The sequence below is a fragment of the Pseudomonas sp. DCB_BI genome (genome assembly GCF_026240995.1).
Taxonomy (GTDB): Bacteria; Pseudomonadota; Gammaproteobacteria; order Pseudomonadales; family Pseudomonadaceae; genus Aquipseudomonas.
Genome location: NZ_JAPFCG010000013.1, coordinates 1 through 14,739 on the forward strand (window position 1 = coordinate 1; position 14,739 = coordinate 14,739).

The following is a 14,739-nucleotide window of genomic DNA, read 5'->3' on the forward strand; positions in this document are numbered from 1 at the left end:
GGCGAGAGCTACAACGTCAGCGCCCAGTACAACGGGCTTCCAGCTTCGGGTATGGCGATAAAACTGGCAACCGGCGCCAACGCGCTGGATACGGCAAAGGCCATCCGTGCCACGGTCGCCGAATTGGCGCGAAGCATCCAACACGGTACATGGCACCGGCTCCGCCGGTGTTCGCGGCTAAAGCCACTCCCACAGGGGATTGCGCTAGATTCTAGAAGTTGAGCAAGACAGTTGCTTCCACAAGGGCATCAATTCCCAGGATCCAGGGTATCCCTGGGGCAGCGGGTTGCCCTGCGAAGGGCCTGCACCGGTAATACACACTCTATTCGATGCGCGTCTCACCGCTGTACACCAGAATCTCCCGGCAGCGCTTGCACAGGTAACGCCGCCCCTGGTGCACCAGCTTGTGCCGTTGGGCGGTGAACGGGAAATCGCTTTGCGGGCAAGGGCATCGGTAGATATAGCGGGTGACCACGCGCCGTTGCACCTCGTAGTTGTGGCAACGGTTGGGCGGCAGTTCGTACACCCCGCGCATGATCAACTGCCATTCCTCGCCATGGGCCTGGATACGGTCACCGAACAATTGGTGGGCCACCAGGTGTGCCACTTCATGGGCGACGGTCTGGCGCAGGAAGTCATCCTGGTTTTCGCGGTACAGCTGCAGGTTGAAGCGCAGCAGGTTCTCGTGCAGGTGAGCGACCCCGGCTTTTTGCCCGCGCAGCTTGAAGCTGACTTCCGGGCGCGGGAAGGGGCGCTTGAAAAAGGTTTCGGCTTGCTGGTAACAGGTTTCGACGCGTTGTCGGAGCAGCTCGGGCATGGCGGGGTGGTTCTCCTGACCGGGCATTATGCCGTAACCGTGGGCGGCTTGCCGAGCCACCGGTCAGCGCACAGCCAGAGGCCGCCTTGCGGCGGCCCCTGGTTGATGCCCCAGTGTTGGTTCAGTCTGTTCTAGTTGGTGTAGACGGGCCCCACGCCCAGTCCCCAGATGATCACCGTGGCAGCCATGATCGCCACCAGTACCACAAGGCCTACTGCCAGCACTGAGCTGGAGAAGAGGAAGCCTTCGTCAGAGGGTATGTTCATAAACGTCGGCAAGCCGACATACAGCAGGTACACCGTGTAGCAGATGGCGGCAGTGCCGATCAGCATGCCCAGCCACAGGTGCGGGTACAGCGCCGCCAGGCCGCCGATGAACAACGGTGTGGCGGTGTAGGTAGCGAAGGCAATGCACTGCGCCATGGACGGGTTGGCGTCGTAGGTGCGAGCCATCCAGTGGATGAACGCCCCCATCACGGCCACCCCGGCGAGCATCGCCAGGTACGACATGATGCTCATCCAGATGGCGCTTTCCATGGTCAGCATCACCGCTGGCCGGTCGCCGATCACCCAGCCGACCTGTGTGGTGCCGATAAACGCGGAAACGGCGGGGATCGCCGCCAGGATGAGGGTGTGTGTCAGGTACATGTGGCTGATGGTTTCTTCTTCGCCACGAATCTCCCGCCATTCCTGGTCGGGATGGGTAAACAGCCCCACAACGTGATGGATCATGCCGTCACTCCTCTCAATGTTGCCAAACGCCCCCCAGATGGAGCGCAAGCGGCCCGAGGCCCGAACACCGATGCAAGCGGTAATGTGGCCTTATGTCGCAGTATAGGAAGCCGTTACCGGCATAAACCGTGCTTTTTAGAGCAAATTGCGCTGTATACGGCGCTGTTGATTACCTTGAAGTCTTTATCGGAATGCCTACAGCTGCGGCCCGTTTGTGCGTAAAATAGCCGCCTTTTGTCACACCTCGCGGATTCAAGCGCTATGGGCACCCTCTCGGTCAACCAGAACAAACTGCAAAAACGCCTGCGTCGTCTCGCTGGCGAAGCCATCACCGACTACAACATGATCGAGGATGGCGACAAGGTCATGGTCTGCCTGTCCGGCGGCAAGGACAGCTACACCATGCTCGACGTTCTGTTGCACCTGCAGAAGGTTGCACCGATCAAGTTCGAGATCGTCGCGGTGAACATGGATCAGAAGCAGCCGGGCTTCCCTGAGCACGTGCTGCCGGCGTACCTGAAGGAACTGGGCGTCGAGTACCACATCGTCGAGAAGGACACTTACTCGGTGGTCAAGGAGCTGGTACCCGAGGGCAAGACCACCTGTTCGCTGTGCTCGCGCCTGCGCCGTGGCACCCTGTACACCTTCGCTGACGAAATCGGCGCGACCAAGATGGCGTTGGGGCACCACCGCGACGACATCGTCGAAACCTTCTTCCTCAACATGTTCTTCAACGGTGCACTCAAGGGTATGCCGCCGAAACTGCGCGCCGACGATGGCCGCAACGTGGTGATCCGCCCGCTGGCCTACTGCAGCGAGAAGGACATCCAGGCCTACTCGGACATGAAGGAATTCCCGATCATCCCGTGCAACCTGTGTGGTTCGCAGGAAAACCTGCAGCGCCAGGTGGTCAAGGACATGCTGGTGGAGTGGGAGCGCAAGCACCCAGGCCGTACCGAGAGTATTTTCCGCGCCATGCAGAACGTGGCGCCGTCGCAGCTGGCCGACCGCAACCTGTTCGACTTCACCAGCCTGAAGATCGACGAGAACGCCACCCCGCGCTTCCTCGACGTGGTGAACATCTGAACCCATGCGTGATTACCAGTGGCTGCATGAGTACTGCCTGAACCGCTTTGGCTCGGCCCAGGCCCTTGAGGCCTTTCTGCCGCAGCCACGTACGCCAGCGCAATTGCGCGCCATCAGCGACGATCGCTACCTGTCGACGCTGGCCCTGCGTGTGTTCCGCGCGGGCCTCAAGCACAGCCTGGTGGACGCCAAGTGGCCGGCGTTCGAGCAGGTGTTCTTCGGCTTCGACCCGGAGAAAGTGGTGCTGATGGGCGCCGAGCATCTGGAGCGGTTGATGCAGGATGAGCGCATTATCCGCCACCTGGGCAAGCTCAAGAGCGTGCCGCGCAATGCGCAAATGGTGCTGGATATCGCCAAGGCACAGGGCAGTTTTGGGGCCTTCATCGCCGACTGGCCAGTGACCGACATTGTCGGCTTGTGGAAGTACCTGGCCAAGCATGGCAACCAGTTGGGCGGGTTGTCGGCGCCACGGTTCTTGCGCATGGTCGGCAAAGACACGTTCATCCCGACCGATGACATGGCTGCGGCGTTGATTGCGCAGAAGGTGATCGACAAACAGCCGACCAGCCAGCGCGACCTGGCCCTGGTGCAGCAGGCGTTCAACCAGTGGCATGCCGAAAGCGGGCGGCCGCTGTGCCAGTTGTCGGTGATGCTGGCGCATACCGTCAACCATTGAGGTCGGCGGGGCTGCACCGCAGCCCCCACTCCTAATGCCCTTCGCCCGCCATGCGCCGTTCATGCTGGAACTTCCAGCGGACATACAGCAGCCCGGCAATGAACAGCCCCAGGCTGATCGCCACCTCGATCCAGCCAAACACTGCCCGCGCCGGGTCGAACGCTGCCAGCACGCCCTTGATGAAATAGATATTCACCACGAAGCAGGTCCAGGCATGCGCCCGGGCGCTGCCCAGCAGCATGCCCGGCAGCAGCAACCCCAGTGGCAGCAGCTCGATCGCCAGGATCACCTCGACCCGCGCCCCATGCAGGTTGGCGAACCACAGGTTGTTCACCACCAGTAGGGTGATCAGCCCCACGAAGAACGCCAGGCTCAGCGCCCGCGTCAGGCGCAGGCGCGGTGCCAGCCAATCCAGCGGCGGCAACACCTTGGGCTTTTTAGCCACGCGCGGCCTCCAGGGCCTTGGCCGTGGTCGCCAGGCGTTGGCCAAGGGCACGGCACAGGGCGATTTCATGTGGGTCGAGTTCACGCTTGCCGTCGGCACCGGCGTGGTGGCTGGCGCCGTACGGGGTGCCGCCGCCGCGGGTTTCCAGCAGTGCCGACTCGCTGTAGGGCAAGCCCATCACCAGCATGCCGTGGTGCATCAGCGGCAGCATCATCGACAGCAGGGTGGTTTCCTGGCCGCCGTGCAGGCTGGCGGTGGAGGTGAACACCCCAGCCGGCTTGCCGACCAGTTCACCGCCCAGCCACAGGCTGCTGGTGCCATCGAGGAAGTACTTGAGCGGCGCCGCCATGTTGCCGAAGCGGGTCGGGCTGCCCAGCACCAGGCCGGCGCAGTGGCGCAGGTCGTCGAGGGTCGCGTACAGCGCGCCACTGGCTGGAATGTCCGGGGCCACTGCTTCACATTCGGTGGAAATCGCCGGCACCGTGCGCAGGCGCGCTTCCATGCCCGCCAGCTCGATGCCGCGGGCGATGTGCCGGGCCATTTCGCTGGTCGAACCGTGGCGGCTGTAGTACAGAACCAGAATGTAAGGTTGGCTCACGGCAGGATCTCCAGCACTTTTTCCGGCGGGCGGCCGACCACGGCTTTATCACCGGCTACCAGGATCGGCCGCTCGATCAGCTTGGGGTGCTGGACCATGGCTTCGATCAGCTGCGCGTCGGTCAATGCCGGGGTGGCCAGGCCCAGAGCCTTGTACTCGTCTTCGCCAGTACGCAGCAGTTGGCGCGGGGCGATGCCCAGCTTGCCGAGCAGGGCTTTGAGGGTAGCGGCGTCGGGTGGGGTTTCCAGGTAGCGTACGATGGCCGGGGCCAGGCCGCGGGCTTCGAGCAGTTCCAGCGCGCCGCGGGATTTCGAGCAGCGCGGGTTATGATAGAGCGTGAGGTCGGTCATGTCGGGTCGCATCCAGCAGGGTGTGGCGGCTATTCTAACCGCAGCGACTGACCAATTTGCTTTAAAACTCGAGAAGGATTGACCCATGGCAAGGCGTCTGGCAGCAGTACTGGCCATCACCGCGAGCCTGTTGCTCGGTGGTTGCGGTGCCGATTATGGCGTGGACCAACATGGTAATACGGTTAAGGCCGAACAGATCGAAGGGCACTGGCTGGTGCTCAATTACTGGGCCGAATGGTGCGGGCCGTGCCGTACCGAAATCCCGGAACTGAACGCAGCGGCCAAGCAGTGGGCGGCTGACGGCATCAAGGTGGTGGGGGTGAACTTCGATGGCCTGCAGGGGCAGGACCTGAAGCAGGCTGCCGAAACCCTGGGTATCGGTTTCACCGTGCTGGCCCAGGACCCGGCCGAGCGCTATGACCTGCCGCGTAGCGAGGCGTTGCCGGTGACTTACATCATCGACGACAAGGGCAAGGTGCGTGAGCAGTTGATGGGCGAGCAGACCCTGGAAGGGTTGCAGGCCAAGATCAAGGCCCTGAAAGGCGCTTGATGCATTCGGGGCCGCAAAGCGGCCCCGGCAATCCTCAGCCTTCCTCAGGCCAGAATCGCAGCGGCTTGCCTTCGGCCGGCCAGAAGCGTATTTGCTCCACTGCCGACACATCCCAGCGCTGGACCGTTTCCAGCGCCTGCAAGAAGCGTTTTTCTTGCTCCATCAACGCCGGTGCACACAGCTTGCGGGTCTTGCCCACCTTGCCGAAGCTAAGGTGTTCGCCCTCCAGCGTGTAGGTTGCAAACCAGTGGTTGCAGCCACCGTTACCATAGGCGCGGCCGTCGCTGGCCAGGGTCAGGGTCAGGTGGCTGTAGTCGATCAGCGGGCGTTCGCCAATCCACTCCAGCACATAGCTGCGTTCCTGCTGCAGCCTGGAAGGTTCGGCGGCACAACCGAGCAGGCCGGTGGCAATCAGCGCGCCGGTCAGCAGATTTTTCACTCGGCGCTCTCCTGGCAACGCGGGCACAGGTGTTTTTCGCCACGGCTGGCCCAGCCCAGCTCGGCGATACGCGCGCTGGCCGCAGGCTGGCGGGCTTGCTTGCCGAGCTTGGCGTCCACCGCGAACTCGAAGTCCAGCACGGCGTCGCAGCTGTCGCATTCGACCTGCCAGGTGAGGATTTCCAGCTCGTTGAACACCGGGCCGCTGGCCACGGCGACCCATTGGCCGCGCGGGTTGATCAGGTGGCGCACGCTTTCCACGGTCAGTCGCATGGACAGGTCTTTGCTGCCCTTGAGGGTGACCAGCAGGGTGTCGCCTTTATGCATCGAGCCGCCGTTGCCAGTGACCTGGTAACGGCCCGGCACCAGCGCGCGGCACTCGATCAGGGTGTGTTGCGGGTTGAAAAGGGTGTAGCGAAAATCGTGCTCGACCATGGGTCCTCCAGAAATGCCGCGTATCCTAGCACTAACCCATCACCAGATTCTGGGGATTCCCTGCCGCCCAGCGGTTGATGTTTTCCAGGGTGGTCGCGGCAATGGCATCCAGCGCCTCGCGGGTAAGGAAGGCCTGGTGTGCGGTGATGATCACGTTGGGGAAGGTCAGCAGGCGGGCCAGCACATCGTCCTGCAGGGGCAGGTCGGAGCGGTCTTCGAAGAACAGCTGGGCTTCTTCTTCGTAGACGTCCAGGCCCAGGTAGCCGAGCTGGCCGCTTTTTAGCGCGTCGATCAGCGCTGGCGTGTCGACCAGCGCGCCGCGGCCGGTATTGATCAGCATGGCGCCGGGCTGCAGCTGGGCCAGGCTTTGCGCGTTGATCAGGTGCCGGCTGTGCTCGTCAAGCGGGCAGTGCAGGCTGATGATGCGGGCTTCGCGCAGCAGCTCGGGCAGTGGCAGATAGCGCGCGCCGAGGGCCAGCAGCTCTGGGTTGGGGTAGGGGTCGTAGGCCAGCAGCTGGCAGCCGAAGCCAGCCATGATGCGGGCGAAGGCCAAGCCGATCTGGCCGGTGCCGACCACCCCGACGGTTTTGCCGTGCAGGTCGAAGCCGGTTAGCCCGTGCAGGGTGAAATCGCCTTCGCGGGTGCGGTTGTAGGCCCGGTGCAGTCGCCGGTTCAGGGCCAGGATAAGCGCTACGGCGTGCTCGGCCACGGCGTGTGGCGAATAGGCCGGTACGCGCACCACGGCCAGGCCCAGGCGCTTGGCAGCGGCCAGGTCGACGTGGTTGTAGCCGGCCGAACGCAGGGCGATCAGGCGCGTGCCCCCGGTGGCCAGGCGTTGCAGTACCTGAGCGTCGAGCTCGTCATTGATGAAGGCGCAGACGACCTCGTAACCATCGGCCAGGGCGGCGGTGTCGAGGGTAAGCCGGGCGGGCTGGAAATGCAGGTCCAGCCTGCTGCCCCTGGCGGCCTCGCTGAAGCTTTCCTGGTCGTAGTGCTGGCTGCTGAACAACAGGGCGCGCATGGTGATGGTTTCCTTTGTGGTGCATGTCTTCTGTTGGCCGCTGCCCGTGAGATCGGGCGCCGCCCGATCTCACGAGCCCACTCAGGCGCTTAGGCGTGCCTGGGCAGCCAGGCGGTTGATCGCCGCGTCCAGTTCATCCAGCGCCTGCTGCGCCTGCGGACTCTCCTGCTTGAGCAGGGTTTCACTCCGCTGGCACGCCGCGCGTAATTGCGGCACGCCGCAATAGCGCGAGGCCCCGTTGAGGCGGTGCACCTGCTCGATCAGGCCGTTGTGGTCCTCGGCCTCACGGGCGGCGCGTATGGCTTCGCGATCGGCGTCCAGCGAGGCCAGCAGCATGCTCAGCATGTCGGCTGCCAGGTCGGCCTTGCCAGCGGCCAGGCGCAGGCCTTCTTCGTGGTCGAGCACCTTCAGCTCATCGCTGTTGGGTGGTTGCTCGGCCTGCCCCTGCTGGGGCATGCCCAGGCTCAGGCCGGTCCATTTCAACACCACCTGGGCCAGTTGGCGCTCGCTGATCGGCTTGGTCAGGTAGTCGTCCATCCCGCCGTGCAGCAGCGCGCGTTTCTCGTTGGCCATGGCATGGGCGGTGAGGGCAACGATCGGCAGCGGGTTGCCGCTCTGGGTGTTTTCCCACAGGCGGATCTGCTCGGTGCAGGCGCGGCCGTCCATGCCCGGCATCTGCACGTCCATCAGCACCAGGTCGAACGGCTCGTCCTGCACGGCCTTCACTGCCGCATAGCCGTTGTCGACCGCCAGCACCTCGGCACCCAGATCTTCAAGCAGGGTCTGCACCAGCAGCAGGTTCGCGGCGTTGTCGTCGACGCACAGGACCTTCGGTTGGCGCTGGCCGTTGACCTTGTTAACTTCGCCTTGCGGCCGACGCGGTTGCAGCAGTTCCAGCAGCAGCCGGCGCAGCTTGCGGGTGCAGGTAGGCTTGGAGAGCAACTGGCCATGCCCGTTGGGCAGGTAAGGATGGTAAAGCGCCTGTTCGGTGGTAGGGCACAGCACCACGCACTGGCAGTGGTAACGCTCGAGCTGCTGGTGGTAGTGGCCCAGTTGCTCGGGTGACAGATTGCCCAGGTTGGCCCCGAGCACGGCGAACTCGAATGGCTGGCCGGCTTGGCTGGCGGCTTGCACGGCTTGCAGCAACTGTTCATAGGAGGTGAACAGGCTGACGCTGAGGCCGCAGTCTTCCAGTTGGTGTTCCAGCGCCTGGCGTGCCAGTTCGTGGCCGTCCACGATCGCGGCGCGGCGGCCCAGCAAGGGTTGCAACGGCAGCTCTTCGATATCGTCGTGGGCTTTGGGCAGGTTGAGGCTGATCCAGAACTGCGAACCTTCGCCCGGTGTGCTGTCGACGCCGATCTCGCCGCCCATCTGCTCGATCAGGCGCTTGGAAATCACCAGCCCCAGGCCGGTGCCGCCAGGCTGGCGGGCCAGCGAGTTGTCGGCCTGGCTGAAGGCCTGGAACAGCGTGCGCACATCCTGCGGTGACAGGCCGATGCCGGTGTCCTGCACGCTGATGCGCAGTTGGGCGAAGTCCTCGTGCTCGTCGTCGAGCATGGCGCGTACGACGATGGTGCCTTCGCGGGTGAACTTGATGGCATTGCTGACCAGGTTGGTCAGGATCTGCTTGAGCCGCAACGGGTCGCCGATCAGCGACGACGGGGTGTCGCGGTAGATCAGGCTGAGCAACTCCAGCTGCTTGGCGTGTGCGGCCGGGGCGAGGATGGTGAGGGTGTCCTGGATCAGGTCGCGCAGGTTGAACGGAATGCTGTCGAGCACCAGCTTGCCGGCCTCGATCTTGGAGAAGTCGAGGATCTCGTTGATGATGCCGAGCAGGTTGTCGGCAGACTTCTCGATGGTGCTCAGGTAGTCCAGCTGGCGCGGCGTCATCTCGCTTTTCTGCAGCAGGTGGGTAAAGCCGAGGATGCCATTGAGCGGTGTGCGGATCTCGTGGCTCATATTGGCCAGGAATTCGGACTTGATGCGGCTGGCTTCCAGCGCCTCCTTGCGCGCCATGTCCAGCTCGATGTTCTGGATTTCGATGGTTTCCAGATTCTGGCGTACGTCCTCGGTGGCCTGGTCGATGCTGTGCTGCAGCTCTTCATGGGCGTTTTGCAGGGTCTCGGCCATGCGGTTGATGCCGCGCGCCAGTTCGTCCAGCTCATGGCTGCCCATGGTCGGCAGGCGTTCTTCGAGGTGGCCGTCCTTGAGCTGATTGACTGCATGCTTGATGCGTTCGATGGGATCATTGATGGTGCGGCTCATGCGCAGCGCCAGCAGGCCGCTGAGCACCAGGCAGGCGAGGATCAGCAACAGGCTGGTGAACAGGTTGCGGTAGCCGCGCAGCAGCGTGCCATCGTGCGACAGCTCGATCTCGACCCAGCCCAGCAGGCGCTCGGCTTCGGCCGGCACGGCATCGGTGGCCAGGTCGCGGTGGTGGCCGAACACTGGCATCAGGTACCGGGTGGCGTCATTGCCGCTGCGTTGCAGCAGCTGGGTGCCGGTGCCGCCGCTGGGCGGCTGGTTGAGCATGCTCGGGCCGGCATGGGCCAGGCGCGTGCGATCCGGGGCGAGGAAAGCCACCGCGCGTACGTCCGACTGTTCCAGGGTTTGCGCGGCGATCCGCTCCAGTTGCGCTGGCGCCAGCCGGGCCATGGCGGGCGCGGCCAACGGCGCCAGCTGTTCGGCGATCATTTTGCCGCGCTGCAGCAACTGTGTGCGCAGGTCATTCTGTTGTAGCCAGGTGAAGTAGCTGCCCAGCACCAGCGCCATCAGGCCGGCCGGCAGCAGCGCCAGTAGCAGGACCCGGCTGCGGATTCCCAAGCGATCGAGCACATTCGCCTCCTGTGATGTGCCTGGATACCGTCAAGTGCTGACGGCCAAGCCGGGAAGTTACTCCGCCTGCCGCACCATTGCACCTCTTTAGTAGGTGTTTTATTTCGATGCCATGGCATTGGTCGCAGGGCGGTTGCCTGGCGGGCTCGGGATGCTCAATAATCACGTAATTGAGAATGCATGGCAGTTGCCAATGAATCCTGTAGCTATTTACAACTCCAATATCCTCGCCATCGAGGATGATCCGGTGCTGGGTGCGTACCTGCACGAAGAGCTCCAGCGCGGTGGCTTCCGCGTAACCTGGTGCCGCAGTGGGCTGGAAGGGCTGGAAACGGCTGGGCGCCAGGTGTTCGATGTGGTGCTCATGGACATCCTGCTGCCCGGGCTCAATGGCCTGGACGCTTTGGCGCAACTGCGCCAGCGCAGCGCCACGCCAGTGATCCTGATGTCGGCACTGGGGGCGGAGGCCGACCGCATCAGCGGTTTCCAGCGTGGCGCCGACGATTACCTGCCCAAGCCGTTCAGCATGGCCGAGCTGCAGGTGCGCATCGAAGCGATCCTGCGCCGCGTGGCGCTTGAGCGTCGTCATCAAGCGCCGCTGGAGCAAGCCGGCTACGGCGAGCTGCAATTCGATGAGGGGGTGTGCGACGTGCGCCTCAATGGCCACCTGGCCGGTTTGACGCCCAGCGAATTCCGCCTGCTCGACATCCTCAACCGCAACCTTGACGACGTGTTGAGCAAGCCGTTCCTTTACCAGCAGGTTTTGCAGCGCGGCTATTCGCGCCATGACCGTAGCCTGGACATGCACGTCAGCCAGATACGCCGCAAGCTCAAGGGCATCGGCTATCACGATCGGCAGATCCGCACCGTATGGGGTAAGGGCTACGTGCTCAGTGCCAGCGAGGCGGAATAGGCATGCTCAATCGCCATTCGCTGTTCTGGAAGCTGGCCATCCTGCTGGTGGGTTTTTGCCTGCTGATGATCGGCCTCAGCTACACCTGGGGCCGCCACATGGAAACCCAGAACGCCTTTCTCTCCGAACCGGCACGGCAAGCCTTGCGTGGCTATGCCAGCGAGGCCGAGCAGGCCTGGCGCAGTGGCGGGCGGGCAGGGCTGGACCAGTGGGTGGCGGTGATGCACCAGCGCGAACGCGGCTGGGTGGGCGTGCTCGATATGAACCTGCGACCGCTCGACAGTGCCACCCTCAACCCGCAGATCATGCAGCGGCTGACTCGCCTGCGCGGTGTCGACTGGCCGATGAGTCGGCGCAGTGTCCATCAGCCATGGGTGCGCATTCCATTTCCGGGGGCGCCGGAGCAGGGCATGCTGGTGATCGAACTGCCGGAGCGTTTCAATCCGGGCCAGTATCGCTTGCTGTGGCGTATGGTCACCAACGGCATCATCCCAGGCCTGTTCACCTTGCTGCTCTGCGTGGGCCTGTACCGCATGTTGATCGTTCCGCTGAACCAACTGCGTGAGCAGGCCAATGCCTGGCGCGCCGACCAGCTGTCGGCACGCCTGGACTCGCGCACCATCGCCCGGCATGACGAATTGGGTGAGCTGGCGCGGGCGTTCGACCAAATGGCCGAACGCTTGCAGGGCACGGTCGCCATGCAGCAGCAGTTGCTGCGCGACCTGTCCCACGAAATGCGTACCCCGCTGAGCCGCTTGCGGGTGGCAGGCGACGGAGAGACCGACCTGCAACGCCTGCGCGAGCGCCTTACCCGCGAGGTGGACTGCATGCAGCAGTTGGTCGAGGACACCCTGCAGTTGGCCTGGCAGGATGCCGAGCGCGCGCCGATGAACCTGGAGCCGATCGAGGTCCACGCCCTGTGGGAATTGCTGGCCGAGAATGCCTGCTATGAAAGTGGCTGGTCGCCTGCGCGGTTGCGTTGCGAAGTACCGGCTGATTGCTGGGTGCAGGGCAACCTCAACCACTTGGCTCAGGCGCTGGAAAACATATTGCGCAATGCCATCCGTCACTCGCCGGCCGAAGGGGTTGTGCGGTTAGGTGGGCAGCGTGAGGCTAGTTACTGGTGGCTGTGGGTGGAGGATGAGGGCGGCGGGGTAGCGGAAGACGACCTGGAACGGATCTTCGCGCCGTTCTCGCGGCTGGACGGTTCGCGGCCCGGGGATGGTGGTTTTGGCCTGGGGCTGAGCATCGCCCGCAGTGCCATTCAGCGCCAGGGTGGGACCTTGTGGGCGCAGAATGGCAAGCATGGGCTGCGGTTGTGGATGAGGTTGCCGATACATGTGCCGGCCCCTTCGCGGGCACGCCCGCTTCCACAGGTACAGCATTTATCTTGAGGGCAACGCGATCCCTGCGGGAGCGGTGGTGCCTGCGAAGGGTGTGGATCAAATCAGCGATATAGCTTGTAGCTATATCCACCACAGATTGCGTGATATGGCCGGGAAGGGTTTGCCGGTATGATAGGCGCCCCTGCCGTCCGGATTGTGAAATACGCCATGACCTTGCAGTACCCAACCATCGCCGATTGCGTCGGCAATACGCCTCTGGTTCGCCTGCAGCGCATCGCTGGCGAAACCAGCAATACCCTCCTGCTAAAGCTGGAAGGTAACAATCCTGCCGGCTCGGTGAAGGACCGCCCGGCACTGTCCATGATCACTCGCGCCGAGCTTCGTGGCCAGATCAAGCCCGGCGACACGCTGATCGAGGCCACCTCCGGCAACACCGGTATCGCCTTGGCCATGGCGGCGGCAATCAAGGGTTACAAGATGATCCTGATCATGCCCGACAACTCCACCGCCGAGCGCAAGGCTGCCATGACCGCCTACGGTGCCGAGTTGATCCTGGTCACCAAGGAAGAGGGCATGGAAGGCGCCCGGGACCTTGCCGAGAAGCTGCAAGCCGAAGGCCGTGGCCTGGTGCTTGACCAGTTCGCCAACGGCGACAACCCAATCGCCCACTACAACAGCACCGGCCCGGAGATCTGGCAGCAGACCCAGGGCAGCATCACCCATTTCGTCAGCTCGATGGGCACCACCGGTACCATCATGGGCTGCTCGCAGTACCTCAAGGAACAGAACCCGGCGGTGCAGATCATTGGCCTGCAACCGATGGAAGGCTCCGCCATTCCGGGCATCCGCCGCTGGCCCGAGGAGTACCTGCCGAAAATCTTCGACGCCACCCGCGTCGACCGCGTGGTCGACATGTCGCAGCAGGAAGCCGAAGACACCACCCGTCGCCTTGCCCGTGAAGAGGGCATTTTCTGTGGCGTGTCTTCCGGTGGTGCGGTCGCTGCCATGCTGCGCCTGTCCCGCGAGGTGGAAAATGCCGTGATGGTTGCGATCATCTGCGACCGCGGCGACCGTTACCTGTCCACCGGCCTGTTCGATCCGAGCTAAATGTCCAAGAAAAAACCCAACAGCGGCCTGCGCTTCCAGCCGGCTGGCGGTAACCGCAGCCCCCAGGTCCCGGTGGGCAAGAAGCAGCGCCTGGATATCGAGCGCCTGGCTGGTGACGGCCGGGGTATCGCGTTCCTCGAAGGGCGTACCTGGTTCGTCAGTGGCGCCCTGGCCGGTGAGGCCGTGGAGGCACGGGTGCTCAACGCCCGTGGCAAAGTGGTAGAAGCCCGGCTGGAGCGCTTGCTGCAGGCCAGCCCGGAGCGCCGGGAAGCACCGTGCCGGCATTACGACCGCTGCGGTGGCTGCAACCTGCAGCACCTGCCGCACGCGTCGCAACTGGCGCTCAAGCAGCGCACTCTGGCCGAGCAGTTGCAGCGGGTGGCCGGCGTGCAGCCTGAAGAATGGGCCGCCCCGCTGAGCGGGCCCGAATTCGGCTACCGGCGCCGGGCACGTGTGGCCGTGCGCTGGGACTTCAAGACGCGTCAGCTGGAGGTGGGCTTCCGCGCGGAAGCCAGCCAGGACATCATCGCCATCGACGATTGTGCGGTGCTGGTACAGCCCTTGCAGTCGATTCTGCGCCACTTGCCGACCGTGCTGCGTTCGTTGAGCAAACCACAGGCGCTGGGCCATGTGGAACTGTTCAGCGGTACGGCTGAAGCGCTGTTGGTGCGCCATGTAGCGCCGCTGCCGGCAGAGGATCTGGTCAGGCTGCAGGCGTTTTGCGAGCAGGCCAATGCCCAGCTGTGGCTACACGGTGAAGGTGAGCCGGAACCCGTGGAACCGGCCGCGCAACTGGGCTTTGCCCTTGCGCCGTGGCAACTGGAACTGGCTTGGCGGCCAGGCGACTTCGTGCAGGTCAATGCCCAGGTCAACACGGCAATGATCGAGCAGGCGCTGGCCTGGCTTGCGCCGCAGGCCGATGAGCGGGTGCTTGACCTGTTCTGCGGCCTGGGCAACTTCGCGCTGCCGCTGGCCCGCCAGGCGCGTGAGGTGGTGGCAGTAGAAGGCGTGCAGGCCATGGTCGACCGCGCCGCGGCCAATGCCCGAAACAACAATGTGCATAACGCACGGTTTTTTCAGGCCGATTTATCGCAGCCTTTGGCAGGCACCGGATGGGCCGCCGAGGGCTTTTCTGCGGTACTCTTGGATCCACCGCGCGACGGTGCTTACGAGGTGGTGCAAGGCATCGCCCGCCTCAAGGCCAGCAGGCTGGTCTATGTATCGTGCAACCCGGCCACGCTGGCGCGAGACGCCCAGGTGTTGGTCGGCCAGGGGTACCGGTTAAAAAGGGCCGGGATTCTCGACATGTTTCCTCAAACGGCGCATGTCGAGGCCATGGCGTTATTCGAAGCGGGCTAGCTGACTGGCCCCTTGGTGCGGCTGCCACGGAA

At 63.8% G+C, this 14,739-nt stretch carries 16 protein-coding genes and 1 pseudogene; 8 read left to right on the forward strand and 9 right to left on the reverse strand.

The window, feature by feature from the left end:
• Positions 1–147 (forward strand): annotated as a pseudogene (locus OO258_RS27695) (efflux RND transporter permease subunit); the annotation flags it as partial.
• Positions 148–322: 175 nt separating this feature from the next.
• Here the strand turns inward: OO258_RS27695 and OO258_RS15225 are convergent.
• Both OO258_RS15225 and OO258_RS15230 read right to left on the reverse strand, forming a co-directional pair.
• Positions 323–817 carry a SprT family zinc-dependent metalloprotease gene (locus tag OO258_RS15225; protein ID WP_266031321.1) on the reverse strand — a complete coding sequence of 165 codons (495 nt, stop codon included), beginning with the start codon at positions 815–817 and terminating at the stop codon, positions 323–325.
• A gap of 131 nt (positions 818–948) precedes the next feature.
• Entirely contained in the window at positions 949–1,548 is a 600-nt protein-coding gene (locus tag OO258_RS15230) for a Yip1 family protein (RefSeq protein ID WP_003252385.1), read from the reverse strand.
• A 261-nt stretch (positions 1,549–1,809) separates the two neighbouring features.
• Here OO258_RS15230 and ttcA point away from each other — a divergent pair, with 261 nt between their 5' ends.
• Positions 1,810–2,634, forward strand: coding sequence for a tRNA 2-thiocytidine(32) synthetase TtcA (gene ttcA, locus OO258_RS15235; protein WP_027918067.1), 825 nt, complete (start codon positions 1,810–1,812; stop codon positions 2,632–2,634).
• 4 nt (positions 2,635–2,638) lie between these two features.
• On the forward strand, positions 2,639–3,310 hold the full coding sequence (locus tag OO258_RS15240) for a DNA-3-methyladenine glycosylase I (RefSeq protein WP_110746083.1): 672 nt from the start codon (positions 2,639–2,641) through the stop codon (positions 3,308–3,310).
• Between the two features lie 31 nt (positions 3,311–3,341).
• Here the strand turns inward: OO258_RS15240 and OO258_RS15245 are convergent, their stop codons facing one another.
• Genes OO258_RS15245 through arsC form a run of 3 tightly spaced genes read right to left on the reverse strand, consistent with a single transcriptional unit; the run spans position 3,342 to position 4,703 of the window.
• A complete protein-coding gene (locus OO258_RS15245; RefSeq protein WP_266031323.1) occupies positions 3,342–3,755 on the reverse strand; it encodes a DUF2069 domain-containing protein in 414 nt (137 codons plus the stop codon).
• Entirely contained in the window at positions 3,748–4,353 is a 606-nt protein-coding gene (gene wrbA, locus OO258_RS15250) for an NAD(P)H:quinone oxidoreductase (protein ID WP_110746085.1), read from the reverse strand. The genes OO258_RS15245 and wrbA overlap by 8 nt, the downstream gene beginning before the upstream one ends.
• Positions 4,350–4,703 (reverse strand): arsenate reductase (glutaredoxin), encoded by a 354-nt coding sequence (gene arsC / locus OO258_RS15255; protein WP_266031324.1) that lies wholly within the window; start codon positions 4,701–4,703, stop codon positions 4,350–4,352. Before arsC ends, wrbA begins: the two co-directional genes overlap by 4 nt.
• A gap of 85 nt (positions 4,704–4,788) precedes the next feature.
• On the opposite strand from arsC, the gene OO258_RS15260 reads away from it, so the two are divergent.
• Complete coding sequence (locus OO258_RS15260) at positions 4,789–5,253, forward strand: TlpA disulfide reductase family protein (protein ID WP_023047672.1); 465 nt, start codon at positions 4,789–4,791, stop codon at positions 5,251–5,253.
• A gap of 34 nt (positions 5,254–5,287) precedes the next feature.
• Here OO258_RS15260 and OO258_RS15265 read toward each other — a convergent pair whose 3' ends face one another.
• From OO258_RS15265 to OO258_RS15280, 4 genes are all read right to left on the reverse strand, one after another.
• A complete protein-coding gene (locus tag OO258_RS15265) occupies positions 5,288–5,692 on the reverse strand; it encodes an META domain-containing protein (protein WP_266031326.1) in 405 nt (134 codons plus the stop codon).
• A complete protein-coding gene (locus OO258_RS15270) occupies positions 5,689–6,126 on the reverse strand; it encodes a hypothetical protein (RefSeq protein ID WP_110746088.1) in 438 nt (145 codons plus the stop codon). The genes OO258_RS15265 and OO258_RS15270 overlap by 4 nt, the downstream gene beginning before the upstream one ends.
• A gap of 31 nt (positions 6,127–6,157) precedes the next feature.
• A complete protein-coding gene (locus OO258_RS15275; RefSeq protein ID WP_266031327.1) occupies positions 6,158–7,147 on the reverse strand; it encodes a 2-hydroxyacid dehydrogenase in 990 nt (329 codons plus the stop codon).
• 81 nt (positions 7,148–7,228) lie between these two features.
• A complete protein-coding gene (locus OO258_RS15280; RefSeq protein WP_266031329.1) occupies positions 7,229–9,982 on the reverse strand; it encodes a response regulator in 2,754 nt (917 codons plus the stop codon).
• Between the two features lie 193 nt (positions 9,983–10,175).
• Here OO258_RS15280 and OO258_RS15285 point away from each other — a divergent pair, with 193 nt between their 5' ends.
• The 4 genes from OO258_RS15285 to rlmD all read left to right on the forward strand — a co-directional run bounded on the left by OO258_RS15285 (position 10,176) and on the right by rlmD (position 14,707).
• Entirely contained in the window at positions 10,176–10,895 is a 720-nt protein-coding gene (locus OO258_RS15285; RefSeq protein WP_110746091.1) for a response regulator transcription factor, read from the forward strand.
• Between the two features lie 2 nt (positions 10,896–10,897).
• Positions 10,898–12,289: a sensor histidine kinase gene (locus OO258_RS15290; protein ID WP_266031332.1), complete on the forward strand. Its 1,392-nt coding sequence runs from the start codon at positions 10,898–10,900 to the stop codon at positions 12,287–12,289.
• A 159-nt stretch (positions 12,290–12,448) separates the two neighbouring features.
• Positions 12,449–13,348, forward strand: a complete 900-nt coding sequence (cysM, locus tag OO258_RS15295) for a cysteine synthase CysM (protein WP_024717686.1) — start codon at positions 12,449–12,451, stop codon at positions 13,346–13,348.
• On the forward strand, positions 13,349–14,707 hold the full coding sequence (rlmD, locus tag OO258_RS15300; protein ID WP_266031335.1) for a 23S rRNA (uracil(1939)-C(5))-methyltransferase RlmD: 1,359 nt from the start codon (positions 13,349–13,351) through the stop codon (positions 14,705–14,707).
• The last annotated feature ends 32 nt before the right edge of the window (positions 14,708–14,739 follow it).

What these genes read in the sequence shown, in the direction of transcription:
- OO258_RS15240 (WP_110746083.1), top strand. Translation starts at nt 2,639, where the DNA reads ATGCGTGATTACCAGTGGCTGCATGAGTACTGCCTGAACCGCTTTGGC.
- OO258_RS15290 (WP_266031332.1), top strand. Translation starts at nt 10,898, where the DNA reads ATGCTCAATCGCCATTCGCTGTTCTGGAAGCTGGCCATCCTGCTGGTG.
- OO258_RS15230 (WP_003252385.1), bottom strand. Translation starts at nt 1,548, where the DNA reads ATGATCCATCACGTTGTGGGGCTGTTTACCCATCCCGACCAGGAATGG.
- rlmD (WP_266031335.1), top strand. Translation starts at nt 13,349, where the DNA reads ATGTCCAAGAAAAAACCCAACAGCGGCCTGCGCTTCCAGCCGGCTGGC.
- OO258_RS15270 (WP_110746088.1), bottom strand. Translation starts at nt 6,126, where the DNA reads ATGGTCGAGCACGATTTTCGCTACACCCTTTTCAACCCGCAACACACC.
- ttcA (WP_027918067.1), top strand. Translation starts at nt 1,810, where the DNA reads ATGGGCACCCTCTCGGTCAACCAGAACAAACTGCAAAAACGCCTGCGT.
- arsC (WP_266031324.1), bottom strand. Translation starts at nt 4,703, where the DNA reads ATGACCGACCTCACGCTCTATCATAACCCGCGCTGCTCGAAATCCCGC.
- OO258_RS15260 (WP_023047672.1), top strand. Translation starts at nt 4,789, where the DNA reads ATGGCAAGGCGTCTGGCAGCAGTACTGGCCATCACCGCGAGCCTGTTG.
- OO258_RS15275 (WP_266031327.1), bottom strand. Translation starts at nt 7,147, where the DNA reads ATGCGCGCCCTGTTGTTCAGCAGCCAGCACTACGACCAGGAAAGCTTC.
- cysM (WP_024717686.1), top strand. Translation starts at nt 12,449, where the DNA reads ATGACCTTGCAGTACCCAACCATCGCCGATTGCGTCGGCAATACGCCT.
- OO258_RS15285 (WP_110746091.1), top strand. Translation starts at nt 10,176, where the DNA reads ATGAATCCTGTAGCTATTTACAACTCCAATATCCTCGCCATCGAGGAT.
- OO258_RS15225 (WP_266031321.1), bottom strand. Translation starts at nt 817, where the DNA reads ATGCCCGAGCTGCTCCGACAACGCGTCGAAACCTGTTACCAGCAAGCC.